Source organism: Maribacter zhoushanensis (assembly GCF_029350975.1).
In the GTDB taxonomy this organism is placed as follows: Bacteria; Bacteroidota; Bacteroidia; order Flavobacteriales; family Flavobacteriaceae; genus Maribacter; species Maribacter zhoushanensis.
Map to the genome: position 1 here is coordinate 780,937 of NZ_JARKMR010000002.1, position 18,592 is coordinate 799,528.

Consider the following 18,592-nt stretch of genomic DNA (forward strand, 5'->3'; position numbering starts at 1 on the left):
AAAAAATGGCATACGATAAATTCGACATATTAACTTCAACTGCGGTTCCATTACCAATAGAGAACGTAGATACAGATCAAATAATTCCTGCACGATTTTTAAAAGCTACAGAGCGTGTAGGCTTTGGCGACAACCTATTTAGAGATTGGCGTTACAATCAAGACAATACGTTGAAAGAAGACTTTGTTTTGAATCAAGATAAATTCAGCGGAAAAATCTTAGTTGGTGGTAAGAACTTTGGTTCAGGATCCTCTCGTGAGCATGCCGCTTGGGCGGTCTATGACTACGGATTTAGATGCGTAGTTTCAAGTTTCTTTGCAGATATTTTTAGAGGTAACTGTTTAAATATTGGTGTATTGCCAGTACAGGTAAGCGCTGAGTTTTTACAAAAAATCTTTGATGCTGTAGAAGCTGACCCATCTACTGAATTGGAAATTAATCTTCCAGAGCAAAAAATCACATTATTGCCAACTGGTGAAAGTGAGTCTTTTGACATTAACGATTATAAGAAAAACAACATGCTTAACGGTTTTGATGATATCGATTATTTATTGAACATCAAAAAAGATATTGAGACATTTGCTGAGAACACTCCGCTATAATTTGAAATATCACAACAGTACAGAGCATTTACGTTAACTAACCCAATGCCATTTCTCCTTTTGAAAAATGGCATTTAGAACACATGAAAAAAAGAAAGTTAGAAATAATGGATACCACCCTTAGGGATGGTGAACAAACCTCAGGCGTATCCTTTTCTGCATCGGAAAAACTGACCTTGGCTAAATTACTTTTAGAAGAACTAAAAGTAGATCGAATTGAAATTGCATCTGCTCGTGTATCTGATGGAGAGTTAGATGCTGTTCAAAAGATTACCGAATGGGCTGGGGAAAACGGTTTTCTTGAACGTGTAGAAGTACTAACTTTTGTAGATGGCGGTATCTCTTTAGATTGGATGCAGAAATCTGGGGCAATTTCCCAAAACTTGCTGACTAAAGGTTCTATGAACCATTTAAAGTATCAGTTAAAGAAAACTCCTGAACAGCATTTTTCTGAAATTGCCGAAATATTTAGACAAGCCACTGAAAAAGGTATTATAAATAATATCTATTTGGAGGATTGGAGTAACGGTATGCGAAATTCAAAAGAATATGTTTTTGAGTTTTTAGAATTTCTTTCTACCCAGAATGTAAAAAGAATTCTATTGCCAGATACTTTAGGCATTTTAACGCATACAGAAACATATGCCTATCTATCTGAAATCATTGAAAAATTTCCAAAACTCCATTTCGATTTTCATGGTCACAACGACTACGATTTAGGGGTAGCCAATATCATGGAAGCTGTAAAAGCAGGCTGTCATGGACTTCACCTTACCGTAAACGGTATGGGAGAAAGAGCCGGTAATGCACCTATGGCAAGTGCCGTAGCCGTAATCAACGACTTTCTACCAGAAGTTGAAATCAATGTAAACGAAACATCTCTATACGAGGTAAGTAAACTGGTTTCAGCATTTACAGGGTTTACCATACCTGCCAACAAACCCATTGTTGGTGACAATGTATTTACGCAAACTGCCGGTATACATGCCGATGGCGATAGTAAAAACAATTTATATTTTAGTGAACTTATGCCAGAGCGTTTTGGTAGAAAACGTAAATATGCATTAGGTAAAATGTCTGGTAAGGCCAACATTCAAAAAAACTTACAAGAGCTTGGTTTAACCTTAAACAATGAAGAGTTAAAAAAAGTTACTGCTAGAATTATAGAACTAGGTGATAAAAAAGAGCGTGTTACTAAAGATGACCTTCCCTTCATTATTTCCGATGTTTTGGATACTGCGGATTATAAGCAGAAAGTGTTTATAAAATCATATGTATTAACTCATGCTATGGGATTAATGCCTTCCACTACCCTATCAGTAGAAATAGACGGTAAAGTAATCGAAGCCCATGCACAAGGAGACGGACAGTATGATGCTTTTATGAATGCACTAAAAAAAGTATATCTGGCAAAGAAAAAACCATTACCAAAATTAACCGATTATGCTGTACGTATACCACCAGGTAGTACTTCTGATGCATTATGCGAAACAGTTATCACTTGGGAATTGGATGGAAAAGAGTTTACCTCTAGAGGGCTAGATTCTGACCAAACGGTAAGCGCCATTAAAGCTACCGAGAAAATGTTAAACATAATTTAATAATAAATAGCTTAAACGTAATACGATGATAGTATAACGTGTAGCGCATAGCGAAAAGCGAAAAGCAATTAAACCATGAAATTAAATATTGCCTTATTGGCCGGTGATGGTATCGGTCCTGAAGTTATTGATCAAGCAGTAAAGGTATGTGATGCCATTGCTAAAAAATATGAGCACAATATCACATGGGAACCGGCTCTAACCGGTGCTGCGGCAATTGATGCCGTTGGTGAGCCTTATCCAGATGAAACACATGAAATTTGTGCAAATGCAGATGCCGTTTTATTCGGTGCTATAGGTCATCCTCGTTTTGACAATGATCCATCGGCAAAAGTCCGTCCAGAGCAAGGATTATTAAAAATGAGACAAAAACTAGGTTTGTTTGCAAACGTAAGACCAACCTTTACCTTCCCTTCACTAATAGAAAAGTCTCCTTTAAAGAAAGACCGTATAGAAGGTACTGACTTAATTATATTAAGAGAATTAACCGGTGGTATATATTTTGGTGAACGCGGAAGAAAAGATGACAGCAATACTGCATATGACACCATGACATACCAACGTTTTGAGATTGAAAGATTAGCCAAAAAAGGCTTTGAATTTGCAATGAAGCGTTCTAAAAAGTTATGTTGTGTTGATAAAGCCAACGTATTGGAGTCTTCTAGACTTTGGAGAGAGACTGTACAGGCAATGGAAAAAGATTATCCTGAGGTTGAAGTTTCATATGAGTTCATTGACGCAGTAGCTATGCGTTTAATTCAATGGCCAAAAGGATACGATGTAATCATTACAGCAAACTTATTTGGAGATATCTTAACCGATGAAGCTTCTGTTATTGCAGGTTCAATGGGTCTTATGCCTTCTTCTTCGGTAGGTAGCGAAGTATCTTTATATGAACCAATACACGGTTCTTATCCGCAAGCAGCCGGTAAAGACATTGCTAATCCTTTAGCTACCGTACTTTCTGCAGCTATGCTTTTTGAAGATATGAATATGACAGAAGAAGCTGAAGAAATTAGACGCGTAGTAAACAAATCTTTAGCCGAAGGTTATGTAACCGAAGATCTGGCCGATGGCGGTAAGAGTTATAAAACTAGTGAAGTTGGCGATTGGTTAGCTAGCAACATTTAAAAAATATACTTAAAAATGAAAATCCCTTTAATCAATGATTAAAGGGATTTTTTATATCTACTAATTACAGCCTACTTAAATGCTTGTAGCTATTGCAATTTCTTGTTCGTAAATACTCTTTACAATTGCTCGAAGATCTGGTATAACCGTTTTCACCAATTTAGATGGTCCGTTGATTAACACACAAATACCTAAATCAGATTCAGGAAAAAGAGCAATTTCATTTCTATAGTTGTTTACACTACCTCCATGGTGCCAAATAGTTTCTACAGGTGCATTCTCATTTTCTTTTACCGTGTGTATTCTCCATCCAAATCCGTAACCTGAACTCACATGCCCAGGCCATTTTTGATAATATTTACGATGTCCTTTCAATTCAACAAAAGGTTCAAAAACTTGTGACATAGCATCTTTGGACATTACATCAGAATTATGACCTAATAAAAAACGCATCCATTTTGCCATATCTTCTGAGTTAGCATTAATTCCGCCAGCAGCAATTGCATTATAATAATTATCCCTTGGCAATACAGTTCTCCATCTATGTCCTCTTCTTACATGTGGCAAAGCAATATTCTCTGAATTCATCAATGTCTTATGATCCATAGAAACAGAATTCATCCCTAAAGGTTCAAAGAATTTATCTGTCAATAAGGTCTGAATATCTTTTCCTGTGGCTTTTAGCATTACTTCTTGTGATACGGAAAACATAGCATTCTGATAGCTATATTGCGCACCAGGTGCAGCTATTGGATTAATTTTATCAAATTTTCCACTGATGGATGACATAGTATACCCAGCCTCTACCAAATCTGTATAACTATGATACGGGGTTCCTGTTGTATGCGAAAGTAAATGTGCAACTTCAATTTTTTGGGTGTTATTTTGATTACCAAAATGAAAATCAGGTAAATAATCTGCTACTTTATCGTTTAGGCTTAGTTTTCCCTCACTCGCTAAATTAGCTGCTAGAACACCGGTAAATCCTTTTGAGATAGAACCTAATCTAAATAAGGTTTCCCCGTCAACAGATTCTTTACCATTATAGCTTCTTTTACCATATCCATCAGAAAGAATAACAGAATCTCCACTAACAATACTAACACCTGCGCCAACAATATCACCAGAATTAATGGCTTTATTAAAATAATCGGTCAGTGCATCTTTCAATGCTTTTTGACGTATGTTATATAGTTTGATTTCCCTTTTCTCAGCAAGAGTTTTAAGGGAATTAGGATTTGAAATAATCGCTTTAGAATGCTCTGGCTTAAATGAAGAAGCCGTAAGAACAAATAGTAGAAGAACCATTATTATGGCTCCAAGAAATAGTTTGGTACGTGACACAGCGTTGTAAGTTTTGGTTTTCTAACAACGTGATAAAAAGAATAAAATTACCGATGAACTGCACAAATTGAAAATTTTAACATCCAAACGGACTGATTATAAGGCAAAAAGAAAAGTACAAATTAACGTCCGCCTGAATATTACGACAAAAAAAAGGAACTTGTTTCCCAAGTTCCTTTTTTACAATTATTAAATCTATATCTTAACAGCTCATCGCCATTTTTCTATATTTAATTTCTTTTCTTTTTCTAACTATTAATAAAGCTATAGCAATAGCAACGCCTGAAAAAGCTAGAACGGCACCTACTAAACTAGAGTAAATAATTCCGTAGCCAAATGCAATTGGTAATCCGGCTAAATAAGCCCCAGAAGCATTACCCATGTTAAACGCACTTTGGTTCATAGAAGACCCTAACATCTCTGAGCCTTTTGAAGTATTTATTATAGCCATTTGAATAGGAGTTGCAACCGTAAAAGATATTGCTCCAATAACAAAAGTCAATGCCATTAACAAATATGGGTTAGTTGCTATAAACATGTTTAAAATAAGAATACCACTCATTACCGATAAACTAATGATTACTGCTTTCAATGGAGAAAACAACTCTGCCATTTTCGCTCCTAAGAAATTACCGACTACCATACCTAAACCGGCCAACATCATAGCATAGCCAACAAAATGGTTTGGCAAACCTGCAACATCTGTAATTAATGGAGCAACATAACTATACCATGCAAAGAACCCACCTGTACCAATAGTGGTTAGCGCGATCAAAGCCCAAAGCTCTGTATTTTTCAATCCTTGAGAAACACTGACTTTCTCTTCTGCCTCTTCGACTTCAATTTTTGGCATCCACAGGTAAATACTTCCTAAAGCCAATAAACCGACAAAGCCTACTAGAAAGAAAGAAACACTCCAGCTAAACTGTTGTCCTAAATAGGTACCTATTGGTACTCCAATTACATTGGCAACCGTAAGACCTGAAAACATAATTGAAATAGCTTGAGCAGCTTTTCCTTTTTTTGCCAATTTTGTAGCAACAACAGCACCAATGCCAAAAAAGGCACCATGAGGTATACCAGACAGAAATCTCATGAACAACAAACTCGTATAGCCCGTTGCCAGTCCAGATAAAGTATTGAAAACGGTAAACCATATCATTAAAAGAAATAGCATTTTTTTAGGAGTTAGCTTAGAACCTAATCCCGTTAACAACGGCGCACCTACCACTACACCTAGTGCATAGGCTGCAATAAAGTGACCGGCTTGAGGAATCGTAATTCCTAAAGAACCTGAAACTTCGGTCAAAATTCCCATGATAACAAATTCGGTAAGTCCAATTCCAAAACCACCAATGGCTAAAGCAAATAGCGCTTTTTTATTTGATTTTATAGTATCCATAACTTATAAATTTTAAGTTCAACATATACACTATAGGTTCTCGATCAATAGTTTACAAACGCAAAGTTAAAACCATTATACGGGTTAAAACACGCATTAATTACCATATTTATGTTAATAATTAACCTACTATAATTTCTTCAAAAGAATGAATTCTATCAATTCAGTACCCAAATACTACAATTGAGAAAACCATTTTATTTAAACCTTCTCTTACGATTCATATTTGTGATATCAATCAAAAAATATAATCAACAATGAAGACGCTATTATTCTTATTACTTACACTTTTCTGTTATAGTTTATTTGCTCAATCTACTATATCAGGGAAAGTGATTGACCAACAGGGAACACCCATCATGGGAGCAAATGTTTATTTGAGCGGAACTTATGATGGTACCGCTACCAATGAAAATGGACTATTTACTTTTGAAACAACTACAACTGGCACACAAACATTGATAGCTTCATCTATTTCATTTGAAACATATTCTAACACAGACGACATTGCCAATTTCAGCAGTATTACAATTAAGCTAAAAGATGATGTTAATACCTTAGATGCCGTAACCGTAAACGCAGGAACTTTCAACGCTGGCGATAATGCCAAGGTAACCGCATTAAAACCATTAGATATTGTAACTACGGCAGGTGCACTTGGCGATTTTGTAGGAGCTTTACAAACGTTACCAGGTACATCTAATGTTGCGGAAGATGGCAGATTGTTCGTTAGAGGTGGTGATGCTGAAGAAACCCAAATTTTTGTAGACGGCATGCGCGTGTTTACACCCTACTCCCCTTCTGCAAATAATATACCGGCAAGAGGTAGATTGTCTCCATTCTTATTTAAAGGAATTACATTTTCTACCGGCGGCTATTCTGCAGAATACGGTCAAGCATTATCAAGTGTTCTACTTTTAAATAGTATAAACGAACCACAAGAAGAAAAAACCGAAATTTCTATTATGACAGTTGGTTTTGGTCTTGGCAATACTAAAAAATGGAAAAAAAGCTCTTTGAGTATAAATACATCTTATATAAATCTAGCCCCTTACCAAAAACTGTATCCTGACAATAATGAATGGCACAAGCCAATTGAATCTGTTGGTGGTGAAGCTGTGTATAGATATAAATTCAATAATGACGGATTACTAAAAGTATACGGAGCCTACAGTTCTGCAAATTTTGATTTAACACAAGAAGATATCAATGAAGTAGATGGTATTCGCTTCGGGTTAAAAAATAGAAATCTATACATTAATACATCTTATCAAGATTTTTTAGAAAAAGACTGGAGTATTGCCACAGGTGTTAGCTTTGCCAATGACCGTTCTGAAATAAAGTATAGTGATGCTGACATTACGGATGTTGAAAACTCCGCTCATCTAAAAATCGCATTTAAAAAATTCTTTTCTAGTCGTTACAAATTAAACTTTGGTGCAGAATATTTCGCAACAAACTTTACAGAAAACTATTTAGATACAAACTTTGAAAACGATTTTGAATTAGATAACAATATTCTCAGCAGCTTTATAGAAACAGATGTATTCTTCTCTAAAAAATTTGCCACTAAGATTGGTATTAGAGGAGAATATTCTGAACTACTGCAAGAATTTACTATTTCACCAAGATTATCATTGGCATATAAAGCTGGCACAAATTCGCAATTCTCATTGGCATATGGTGAGTTCTTTCAAAACCCCAAAAACGATTACTTAAAATATAGTAGTGATTTCATTGCCGAAAACACCACCCATTATATTGCCAACTACCAGTATGTAAAAAATAAGCAGATATTCAGAGCTGAAGCATATTATAAGAATTACGGAGATTTAGTAAAATATGACACTCCGTTCGCTTTGCCTACTTCTACTTATAACAATGAAGGAAGTGGATATGCTAAAGGATTGGATATTTTCTGGAGAGATAATAAGTCAATTAAAAATACAGAATACTGGATGTCGTACTCTTACTTAGATACAGAAAGGGATTACCAGAATTACCCAACATCTGCAACACCTGATTTTGCATCAAAACACAATGCGTCTTTAGTGGTAAAGCGATGGGTAGAAGATTGGAAAAGTCAAGTAGGCTTCAGTTATAATTATGCTTCGGGTAGAACATATACAGACCCAAATAAAGGCGGTTTCTTAACAGAACAAGCAAAAAGTTTCAATTCCTTAAATGTCAACTATGCGTATTTAATAAGTCCGCAGAAAATATTATACCTATCTGTCAGCAATGTATTAGGAACCAAAAATGTAAACGGATACCAATACGCTGACCAAACCAATATGGACGGAATATTCGATAGAAGAACAATTACACCCGCAGCAGACCGCTTCTTTTTCATAGGTTTCTTTTGGACGATAAGCGACAATAAAAATGACAATCAGTTAGATAATCTTTAAAAATTACGATTCACTACAAAGAACCTACAACTGAGTCATCTATTTTATCAAAAACAAGGGAATTAAAAGATATTTGAACAACAATAAATAACATCAAAAAACTATACATCATGAAATCAGTATTACTAATTGCCACATTTATTTTCACTCTTAGTATAAGCGCACAAACACCTTATGAAAAAGGGATGAACGATGCTTTTGCTTTATGGGAACAACAAAAAAATACAGAAGCCGTACAACTATTTGAAAGAATAGCATCTGCAGAAACCGACAATTGGCTACCCGCTTATTATGCCGGACTGATTGAAATTGTAAGTAGTTTTGGTTTAAAAGACGAAGCTCTATTAACATCAAAGTTAACCAGGGCAAAAGGCTTTTTGGATAATGCATCGGCAATATCAAAAGACAACCCAGAAATTATGATTTCATATGCCCTTTTGAATACTGCATATATTGCTTTTGATGGTGCAAAATATGGCATGACCTTATCAGGTGAGAATATTGCTATCTATCAAAAAGCACAAGCTATAGCACCAAACAACCCAAGAGTATTATTAGGTAAAACCGAATGGGATATGGGAACCGCTAAATTCTTCGGTAAATCTATAGCTCCGTATTGTGAAGATATTGAACGTGCAATTATATTATTTAACGAAGAAGAACAAACCATACCCTACTACCCATACTCAGGTTTAGAACGAGCAAATGAGATCAGCAGCAACTGTAAAAAAGAAACCTCCCCTAATTAATAGGAGAGGTTATTTTAAGTCTTAATTTAGGACCCTTATAATATATAATCCGTACTTACAAAATTAGAAAGTTTAGCTTCTAATAGATTTTCAATAATTTCAGTATTCAATTCATTGTCTTTAAATGCTACAAATGTTCTAATAGAGAATGAACGCAATGCATCATGAACACTTAAGGTTGCTTGAGCAGAATCTTTTCTTCCGGTAAACGGATAAACGTCTGGTCCCCTTTGGCAAGAGCTGTTTAAGTTTACACGACAAACCAAATTCACCAAAGTATCTATTAACGGAGAAAGAGCATATACATCTTTACCGAACAAGCTTACTTGTTGACCATAGTTGCTTTCTGCCATATCATCTAAAGGCTCTTCAATATCAGCAAAAGGTACAATTGGTATTATTGGACCAAACTGTTCTTCTTTATACACCCTCATGTCTTTAGTTACAGGATAAAGAACTGCAGGCCATATATAATTATCAAAATGCTTCCCTCCTTTTTTATTGATAATCTTTGCTCCTTTAGAAAGGGCATCATCAATTAACTCTTGAATATAAGCTGCCTTATCAGGTTCTGGTAACGGAGTTAATTTTACTCCATCTTCCCACGGATTTCCAAATTTTAATTCATCAACCTTATTCGCAAAATTCTTATTGAACTCTTCACTAATTTCTTCATGAACATAGACTACTTTCAACGCAGTGCATCGTTGACCATTAAAAGATAATGTACCTGCTAAACATTCATTAACAGTCAAATTTAAATCGGCATCAGGTAAAATAATAGCTGGGTTTTTAGCCTCTAGACCTAACACCAAACGCAACCTATTGCTTTTAGGATGTTGATCTTGTAAAGCATTGGCAGATTTACTATTACCTATTAAGGCAAGAACATCTACTTTACCTGTCTGCATAATTGGTGCAGCAACGGTTCTACCACGACCAAACAATACATTTACCACACCCTTTGGAAAACTAGTCTGAAAAGCTTCTAAAAGTGGGGTAATCAATAAAACCCCATGTTTTGCAGGTTTAAAAATGGTAGTATTCCCCATAATAATTGCAGGAATCAACAACGCAAATGTTTCGTTTAACGGATAGTTATATGGTCCCAAACACAAAACAACCCCTAAAGGTCCTCTTTTTATATGCGCATATACGCCATCGTGTTTTGTAAACTTAGCAGCGTCACGATCCAATTGCTTATAATCTTCAATAGTATCTTCAATGTACTCTACCGTACGATCAAATTCTTTCTGAGAATCCGGTAACGATTTACCAATTTCCCACATCAATAATTTTACAACTTCTTCTCTTTTGGTTTTCATTTTGGTTACAAAAACCTCCATACACTCAATACGGTCTTTAACGTGCATGGTTGGCCAAACACCTTTTCCCTTATCATATGCACTCAACGCACCATTTAAAGCATCTAAAGCCTCTGCTTCTTGCAAATCTGGAATACTCCCCAGTAAAGTTGGTTTATATTCCTTGGTCGAAGAAATAGTAGAATAAACCGCTGTGGTATCTCCTTTCCATTCCTTTAATTCACCGTTGACCAAGTAATGCTTTTGGTCTATAGTAGACGTAATCTGAAATTCTTCTGGAATTTTAATATCGCTCATTTCATTTTCTATTTTGTACTATGATTGATAATTGTATAGTAGATTAATTTCTGAAATTAATAGAAATTGAATCTGATATACTAAAAGTAGTTTAAACCAAATATTCAAACAAATCTGGTTTGTCATTTATATAATCGCCATAAAAATTGTTAGTTTTCATGCGTTCTATCAAAGGTTTTAAATCTTCTGGATGCTTAAGTTCTATACCTACTACCGCAGGCGCATTTTCTCTGCTAGATTTCTTAGAATATTCAAAATGTGTAATATCATCGTTAGGTCCTAAAATATCTACCACAAATTCTTTTAACGCCCCTGGTCTTTGAGGAAAACGAATAATAAAGTAATGCTTTAATTTACCATACAATAAAGCACGCTCTTTGATCTCTGCGGTTCTTGTAATATCGTTATTACTTCCGCCAATAATACAGACGACATTTTTTCCGGTAATCTCTTCTTTATATTGATCTAAGGCAGCTATAGATAATGCACCTGCAGGTTCTACCACTATGGCATCTCTATTATAAAGATCTAAAATAGTTTGGCATGCTTTCCCCTCATCTACCGTAATCATATTATCTAAATAGTAGTTACAGATAGGATACGTTAAACTACCTACTTTCTTGACCGCAGCACCATCAATAAATTTGTCGATATGGTTAAGCGCAACTACTTCACCAGATTCAATAGAAGTTTTCATGGAAGGAGCACCTTTAGGTTCTACTCCAATAATTTTGGTACTGGGTGAAAGTTGACTAAAAACACTAATTAGTCCAGATGCTAGACCTCCACCACCAATGCAAACAAAAAGATAATCTATAGGTTCTTTTGCCTGCTCAATCAACTCTAGACCCACGGTAGCTTGACCTTCAATAATCTTGGGGTCATCAAACGGGTGAACGAATATTTTACCCGTACTATCACCAAAAGTTTTAGCCGCTAAAGAAGCATCATCAAACGTATCACCTTCTAAAACTATTTCTACCCATTCTGCACCAAATAATTTCGTTTGCTCCACCTTTTGTTTTGGCGTTACCGAAGGCATGTAAATGGTGCCTTTAATCTTTAAGTGATAACAGGCAAAAGCAACACCTTGAGCATGATTACCCGCACTTGCACAAATAACACCCTTTGCTCGTTCATCTTCTGTTAAAGAACTTATTTTATTGAATGCACCTCTAATCTTATAAGACCGAACGCGCTGTAGATCCTCGCGTTTTAGACGCACCTGACAATTAAATTGCTTTGACAATCTTATACTTTCAGTTAGTGGCGTTACTTCTGAAATTTCAGAAATGGTCTGTGCCGCTTGTAATACATCATCTAATTGCGGAAAATATGCCGGCTTTGTCCCTTTCATAGTATTCAAATTCTTTAATTGTAAACTTTATAAATCAGTATGAAACCTAAATTGTCCGCTTAAGGGCAACTCTTTAAAAACTGCTATACCACAAAGGTTTACAATTTTAAGAATGCACTCAACCGGACAATCGGTATATCTATAAAAGATTATAAATTTATACGATAGGCTTCATAGCCGTCATCGACTCACGCAAACGAGTACCAACAATCTCTACCGGATGCGTACGTAACGCTTTATTAATAGCAATTAATTGTGCATTATCAACGCCATTATCAATATCTCCTGAGAAGTTTGTACCAATAACATCGGTCTCAATACCTTTCATAAAATCAGTTAATAAAGGCTTACAAGCATGATCAAACAAGTAACAACCATATTCTGCCGTATCAGATATAACACGGTTCATTTCAAACAATTTCTTACGTGCAATCGTGTTTGCTATTAACGGAGTTTCATGTAAAGACTCGTAGTATGCAGACTCAGCAATAATACCTGATTCTGTCATTGCCTCAAAAGCCAATTCTACACCAGCTCTTACCATAGCCACCATTAGAACACCATTATCATAAAATTCTTGCTCCGTAATCTCTTGGCTACCTGCAGGCGTTTTCTCGAAAGCAGTTTCTCCTGTTGCAGCTCTCCACGTTAACAAGTTCTTATCATCATTTGCCCAATCTTCCATCATAGTTTTTGAGAAATGACCGGTCATAATATCATCCATATGCTTTTGGAACAACGGACGCATAATATCTTTTAATTCTTCAGATAATTCAAATGCCTTTACTTTAGCAGGATTTGAAAGACGGTCCATCATATGTGTAATACCGCCATACTTCATACCTTCAGTAATAGTTTCCCATCCGTATTGTATCAATTTAGAGGCATAACCGGCATCAATACCTTTTTCGATCATTTTATCGAAACAAAGAATAGAACCTGTTTGTAACAAACCACAAAGAATAGTTTGCTCTCCCATTAAATCTGATTTTACCTCTGCAACAAAAGAAGACTCTAATACACCGGCTCTGTGACCACCTGTACCAGCAGCATAAGCTTTTGCCTGAGCTAAACCTTTACCTTCTGGATCATTCTCTGGGTGCACCGCAATTAAAGTTGGTACCCCAAACCCTCTTTTGTATTCTTCACGTACTTCTGAACCTGGACTTTTAGGAGCTACCATAATCACAGTTAAATCTTCACGAACCTGCGTACCTTCCTCTACAATATTAAAACCGTGAGAATAAGATAGTGTAGCACCTTTTTTCATTAATGGCATAACAGCACCTACTACGGCAGTATGCTGCTTGTCTGGTGTAAGGTTGATCACAACATCGGCAGTAGGAATCAATTCCTCGTAGGTACCTACTGTAAATCCGTTTTCAGATGCATTTACAAAAGATTGTCTTTTTTCTTTTATAGCAGCATCACGAAGTGTGTAAGCGATATCCAAACCAGAATCTCTCATGTTCAACCCCTGGTTTAAACCTTGTGCACCACAACCTACGATTACAATTTTTTTGCCTTTTAAAGCATTTACGCCATCTGCAAACTCAGACGAATCCATGAAGCGGCATTTTCCAAGTTGCGTTAATTTATCTCTTAATGATAGCGTATTAAAATAATTGGCCATTTTGTTTTTACTTTATTTGATTATTGTTTAGATTCTTTATTTAAAATTCTTTTAGTATCGCTGAAATTTTCATTTCATCTTTAGTAACAGAAATACGACCAGAGCGTACAAACTGCATAATACCGTAGGGCTTTAGCTGATCGTGCATTTCATCAATTTCATTTCTTCTGCCACTTTTAGCGATGACAAAAAAGTCTCTTGATACTGTTACGATCTGCGCATTATTATCCTTAATAATATTCTGAATTTGACGCTCGTCAAACAGAAGTCCCGATGCTATTTTGAACAAAGCAGATTCTTGATAAATGGTTTCATCATCAGTATGGTAATATGCTTTTATAACCTCAATTTGTTTCTCAATCTGACCGACAATGTTATGTACCCATTTCTCCGTCGTATGCGCTACAATCGTAAATTTAGAAACATCATCAATCTCTGATTTAGAGACATTTAAACTCTCAATATTAATATGTCTCTTTAAAAAGATACCAGATATTCTGTTCAGTAATCCAACATTATTTTCTGAATATACCGATATTGTAAACCATTTATTTTCCATAAGCTTTAATTACCTATTCCTTTCTACAAAAGGATTTTATGGTGTCATTATAATTATTCTATACTATTTCTTTACGGCCATTATTAAGCCTGTAGACCAATTCATTTTGGTCAATTGTAAATCTTTACGTTGTTCTAAATATGCCGTTAGTTCAATAACATTATCCTCATGACCTGCTGGCCAATTGGGTTGTTTGGTCATATCATCGATAATATAAAATCCGCCAACATTTATCAAATCCAAAACCTCATCGATTTCACTATACTTACCAGGCCAAGCATCTGCAAAAATTAAATCGAATTTAGCACCTGAGAACTCTTTAATCCAATCAGCACCATCTTTACAAACAACCTCAACCCTATTATCATCACCAAAATAACTAGTGGCTATTGAAATTAACTCTGGATCGTTATCTACGGATATTAATTTAGAATCAGCATCCATACCCTCTATCATCCAAGAAAGGCTAAGACCAATACCAGTTCCTATTTCCAAAAATCTTCCGCTTGGTTTTGAAGCTATCAAGGTTTTGAGAAAGCTACCAACGTACAAGTCTGACGGCATTGTAAATCCTATTTCCTCAGATTTACGAATTATCTCCGTGTGTATTTTTGGAATGTCCTGTATGTTAGTATCGTTCATGAGATTTAATATTGCTGCTATTTCAATCTAACTTCAGAAACCGAAGCTCCAGAAGGTATCATTGGAAAAACATTATCTTCTTGTTCTACCTTAACTTCTAAGAAATAAGGCTCTTTAGAAGCCATCATTTCTTGAATAGTAGATTTTAAATCTTTACGCTCAGAAATTCGCTTTGCCTCAATACTGTATCCTTCAGCTATTTTCACAAAATCAGGATTCACCATTACGGTTGATGCATATCTCTTCTCAAAGAACAACTCTTGCCATTGGCGTACCATACCTAAGTGCTCATTGTTCAATACAACAATCTTAACAGGTACTTTATGCTGAAAAATAACACCCAATTCTTGAATGGTCATTTGATAACCACCATCACCGATAATAGCAACCACTTCCCTATCCATAGCACCCATTTTGGCACCAATAGCAGCTGGTAATGCGAAGCCCATAGTTCCTAATCCGCCAGAAGTAATATTACTTTTAGACTGAGAAAATTTGGCATATCTACAAGCAATCATTTGGTGCTGACCTACATCAGAAACTATAACCGCTTTGTTATTAGATGCTAAATTTATTTCTTCGATTACCTCACCCATGGTCAAACCAGCTTTGGTTGGGTGAATATCATTTTTTATAATCGTATCAAACTCTATTTTATATTTCTCCTTAAAACCGTTATGCCAAGCTTCATGCTTGTTCTCTTTTATCAATGGCAATAATAGACCTAAAGTATCTTTTGAATTCCCTAGAACAGCCACATCTGCGTGAACATTCTTATTTATTTCAGCAGGATCAATTTCAAAATGAATAACCTTGGCCTGTTTTGCATAATCTTCTAACCTACCCGTTACACGATCATCAAAACGCATACCTATGGCAATTAATAGATCACACTCATTGGTCATTAGGTTTGGTCCGTAATTACCGTGCATACCCACCATACCTACATTTAAAGGATGAGCCGTATCTAAAGCTGATGCACCCATAATAGTCCATGCAGCAGGAATACCAGCTTTCTCGACCAAATCTTTCAATTCTTGTTCTGCCTGACCAAGAATTACACCTTGTCCCCAAACTATAAATGGTTTTTTAGCGCTGTTGATTAAATCTGCAGCAGCTTCTATAGCACTCATTTTTGGTTTAGGTACCGGCTTATAACTTCTAACTGCTGTACACTTCTCGTATGCAAAATCAAACGCATCTATTTGTGCATTCTTAGTAATATCAACTAAAACCGGTCCAGGTCTACCAGATTTAGCAATATAGAAAGCTTTTGCCATTACCTCAGGAATTTCAGAAGCCTCGGTAATTTGATAGTTCCACTTCGTTACCGGAGTAGAGATACCAATAATATCAGTTTCTTGAAAAGCATCGGTACCTAACAGTTGCCTAGTAACTTGACCAGTAATACATACCATAGGGGTAGAATCTATCTGTGCATCTGCAAGACCTGTGACTAAATTGGTAGCACCAGGACCAGAAGTTGCGATAGCGACACCCACTTTTCCAGAAACACGAGCATATCCTTGCGCTGCATGCGTAGCACCCTGCTCATGTCTTGTAAGAATATGGGTCAACTTGTCCTGAAATTTATATAGCTCATCATAGACGGGCATAATTGCACCACCAGGGTAGCCATACATTGTTTCGACACCTTCAGCCAACAAACAATGAATTATTGCTTCTGCTCCAGAAATCTTTATAGTTTTCTTGGAATCTGTACCTTTTTTCTTCTCTTTTACTGTTTTCATAATTAATAATCAAATTCAAGTATTGTATATATGAGTTACAATAACCTGATATTAAAATCCGTCTAGTATTAATTAAAATCTAGTCGGTGTTATTTAAAACTCGTCGGTAACACAACCTTGTGCTGCAGAAGATACGGAACGAGCATATTTGTATAACACTCCTTTTTTAAACTTTAAAGCAGGTTCTACCCAAGCTTCTTTACGCTTTGCCAATTCCTCATCTGACACTTCTACATTTATAGAATTTGTCTCAGCATCTATAGTAATTGTATCTCCATCTTTAACTAAAGCGATAGTACCACCTTCTTGTGCTTCTGGCGAAATATGCCCTACTACAAAACCGTGTGTACCACCTGAGAAACGACCATCTGTAATTAATGCTACTTCTTTACCTAGACCTGCACCCATAATAGCAGCAGTAGGTTTTAACATTTCTGGCATTCCCGGACCTCCTTTAGGACCTTCATATCTAATGACGACTACATTTCCTTTCTCCACTTCACCTCCGCGTATAGCATCATTGGCATCATACTCACTATTAAATACTTTTGCTGTTCCTTTAAACAACAAACCTTCTTTACCTGTAATTTTTGCTACAGAACCATTCTCTGCCAAATTACCATATAACATTCTTAAGTGACCTGTTGCCTTAATAGGCTTATCTAAAGGCATAATAACATCTTGACCTTCTTCTAAATCTGGAACATTCTCTAGATTCTCCGCTAAGGTTTTTCCGGTTACGGTTAAACAATCTCCATGTAAAAGACCGTTTCTTAATAAATATTTTAAAACAGCTGGTATACCTCCTATTCTATGAACATCTTCCATTAAGTATTTACCACTAGGTTTTAAATCTGCAATAAATGGTGTAGTATCACTTATATGTTGAAAATCTTTTAGCGTAAAATCTATATCCGCAGCTCTTGCAATTGCCAAGAAATGTAAAACCGCATTGGTAGAACCTCCCATAATGGTTACTAAACGAATAGCATTCTCCAAAGACTTACGGGTAACAATATCCAGAGGTTTAATATCTTTCTCAATAAGAATACGCATTTGTTTACCCGCTGCGATACACTCTTCTTCTTTATTGTTGCTAATTGCAGGGTTAGAAGAGTTATATGGCATGGACATACCTAAAGCTTCTATGGCAGAAGCCATTGTATTTGCCGTATACATACCACCACAAGCACCAGCTCCCGGTATGGATTTTTTAATGATAGATCTATAATTTTTCTCGTCCATGGTGCCAGCTACTTTCTCTCCCCATGCCTCGAACGCAGAAACAATATCCAATTTTCTATCCTCATGACAACCAGAAGCTATGGTACCACCATATACTAATATTGCAGGACGGTTTAAACGTAACATTGCCAGTAATGCACCTGGCATATTCTTATCACAACCTACAACTGTTACTAATGCATCATAAGACATACCTTGTACTACAGTTTCCATAGAATCTGCAATAATATCTCTAGATGGTAATGAAAAACGCATTCCTGGTGTACCCATAGAAATACCATCACTAACACCAATAGTATTAAAAATCAATCCTACAGTTTCTTTAGAATTAACGCCTTCTTTTACCAATTTTGCTAAATCATTTAAGTGCATATTACAAGGGTTGCCTTCATAACCTGTACTTGCAATACCAACTAAAGGTTTATTAAAATCCTCATCTTTGAAACCAATTGCATAAAGCATTGCTTGTGCTGCTGGTTGTGTTGGATCTTGAGTAACGTTTTTACTGTATTTATTTAATTCCATAATATAAATCTCGTATGC

Annotated in this window: 14 protein-coding genes; 5 read left to right on the forward strand and 9 right to left on the reverse strand. The window is 35.9% G+C overall.

The window, feature by feature from the left end; genetic code table 11:
- Positions 1–5: 5 nt before the first annotated feature.
- From leuD to leuB, 3 genes are all read left to right on the forward strand, one after another.
- Positions 6–602: a 3-isopropylmalate dehydratase small subunit gene (gene leuD / locus PXD56_RS10160; RefSeq protein WP_276493224.1), complete on the forward strand. Its 597-nt coding sequence runs from the start codon at positions 6–8 to the stop codon at positions 600–602.
- Between the two features lie 83 nt (positions 603–685).
- The gene (locus PXD56_RS10165) at positions 686–2,203 is read left to right on the forward strand and encodes an alpha-isopropylmalate synthase regulatory domain-containing protein (protein WP_276493225.1); all 1,518 of its coding nucleotides are present in this window, start codon (positions 686–688) and stop codon (positions 2,201–2,203) included.
- 75 nt (positions 2,204–2,278) lie between these two features.
- Positions 2,279–3,334 (forward strand): 3-isopropylmalate dehydrogenase, encoded by a 1,056-nt coding sequence (leuB, locus tag PXD56_RS10170; protein ID WP_276493226.1) that lies wholly within the window; start codon positions 2,279–2,281, stop codon positions 3,332–3,334.
- 75 nt (positions 3,335–3,409) lie between these two features.
- On the opposite strand, the gene PXD56_RS10175 is transcribed toward leuB, so the two are convergent.
- Positions 3,410–4,678, reverse strand: a complete 1,269-nt coding sequence (locus PXD56_RS10175) for a serine hydrolase domain-containing protein (protein WP_276493227.1) — start codon at positions 4,676–4,678, stop codon at positions 3,410–3,412.
- 202 nt (positions 4,679–4,880) lie between these two features.
- Positions 4,881–6,080, reverse strand: a complete 1,200-nt coding sequence (locus PXD56_RS10180) for an MFS transporter (protein ID WP_276493228.1) — start codon at positions 6,078–6,080, stop codon at positions 4,881–4,883.
- Positions 6,081–6,337: 257 nt separating this feature from the next.
- On the opposite strand from PXD56_RS10180, the gene PXD56_RS10185 reads away from it, so the two are divergent.
- Both PXD56_RS10185 and PXD56_RS10190 read left to right on the forward strand, forming a co-directional pair.
- The gene (locus tag PXD56_RS10185) at positions 6,338–8,491 is read left to right on the forward strand and encodes a TonB-dependent receptor (protein WP_276493229.1); all 2,154 of its coding nucleotides are present in this window, start codon (positions 6,338–6,340) and stop codon (positions 8,489–8,491) included.
- 110 nt (positions 8,492–8,601) lie between these two features.
- Complete coding sequence (locus tag PXD56_RS10190; RefSeq protein WP_276493230.1) at positions 8,602–9,240, forward strand: tetratricopeptide repeat protein; 639 nt, start codon at positions 8,602–8,604, stop codon at positions 9,238–9,240.
- A 35-nt stretch (positions 9,241–9,275) separates the two neighbouring features.
- Here the strand turns inward: PXD56_RS10190 and PXD56_RS10195 are convergent, their stop codons facing one another.
- The 7 genes from PXD56_RS10195 to ilvD all read right to left on the reverse strand — a co-directional run bounded on the left by PXD56_RS10195 (position 9,276) and on the right by ilvD (position 18,574).
- Positions 9,276–10,862, reverse strand: a complete 1,587-nt coding sequence (locus PXD56_RS10195) for an NADP-dependent glyceraldehyde-3-phosphate dehydrogenase (protein ID WP_276493231.1) — start codon at positions 10,860–10,862, stop codon at positions 9,276–9,278.
- A gap of 91 nt (positions 10,863–10,953) precedes the next feature.
- A complete protein-coding gene (gene ilvA / locus PXD56_RS10200; protein ID WP_276493232.1) occupies positions 10,954–12,219 on the reverse strand; it encodes a threonine ammonia-lyase in 1,266 nt (421 codons plus the stop codon).
- Between the two features lie 157 nt (positions 12,220–12,376).
- Positions 12,377–13,852: a ketol-acid reductoisomerase gene (gene ilvC / locus PXD56_RS10205; RefSeq protein WP_276493233.1), complete on the reverse strand. Its 1,476-nt coding sequence runs from the start codon at positions 13,850–13,852 to the stop codon at positions 12,377–12,379.
- 40 nt (positions 13,853–13,892) lie between these two features.
- Positions 13,893–14,411: an acetolactate synthase small subunit gene (gene ilvN / locus PXD56_RS10210; RefSeq protein WP_036153906.1), complete on the reverse strand. Its 519-nt coding sequence runs from the start codon at positions 14,409–14,411 to the stop codon at positions 13,893–13,895.
- Positions 14,412–14,474: 63 nt separating this feature from the next.
- Positions 14,475–15,053: an O-methyltransferase gene (locus PXD56_RS10215; protein WP_276493234.1), complete on the reverse strand. Its 579-nt coding sequence runs from the start codon at positions 15,051–15,053 to the stop codon at positions 14,475–14,477.
- A 17-nt stretch (positions 15,054–15,070) separates the two neighbouring features.
- Positions 15,071–16,804, reverse strand: a complete 1,734-nt coding sequence (gene ilvB / locus PXD56_RS10220; protein ID WP_276493235.1) for a biosynthetic-type acetolactate synthase large subunit — start codon at positions 16,802–16,804, stop codon at positions 15,071–15,073.
- A gap of 93 nt (positions 16,805–16,897) precedes the next feature.
- Positions 16,898–18,574: a dihydroxy-acid dehydratase gene (gene ilvD, locus PXD56_RS10225; protein WP_276493236.1), complete on the reverse strand. Its 1,677-nt coding sequence runs from the start codon at positions 18,572–18,574 to the stop codon at positions 16,898–16,900.
- Positions 18,575–18,592 lie beyond the last annotated feature (18 nt).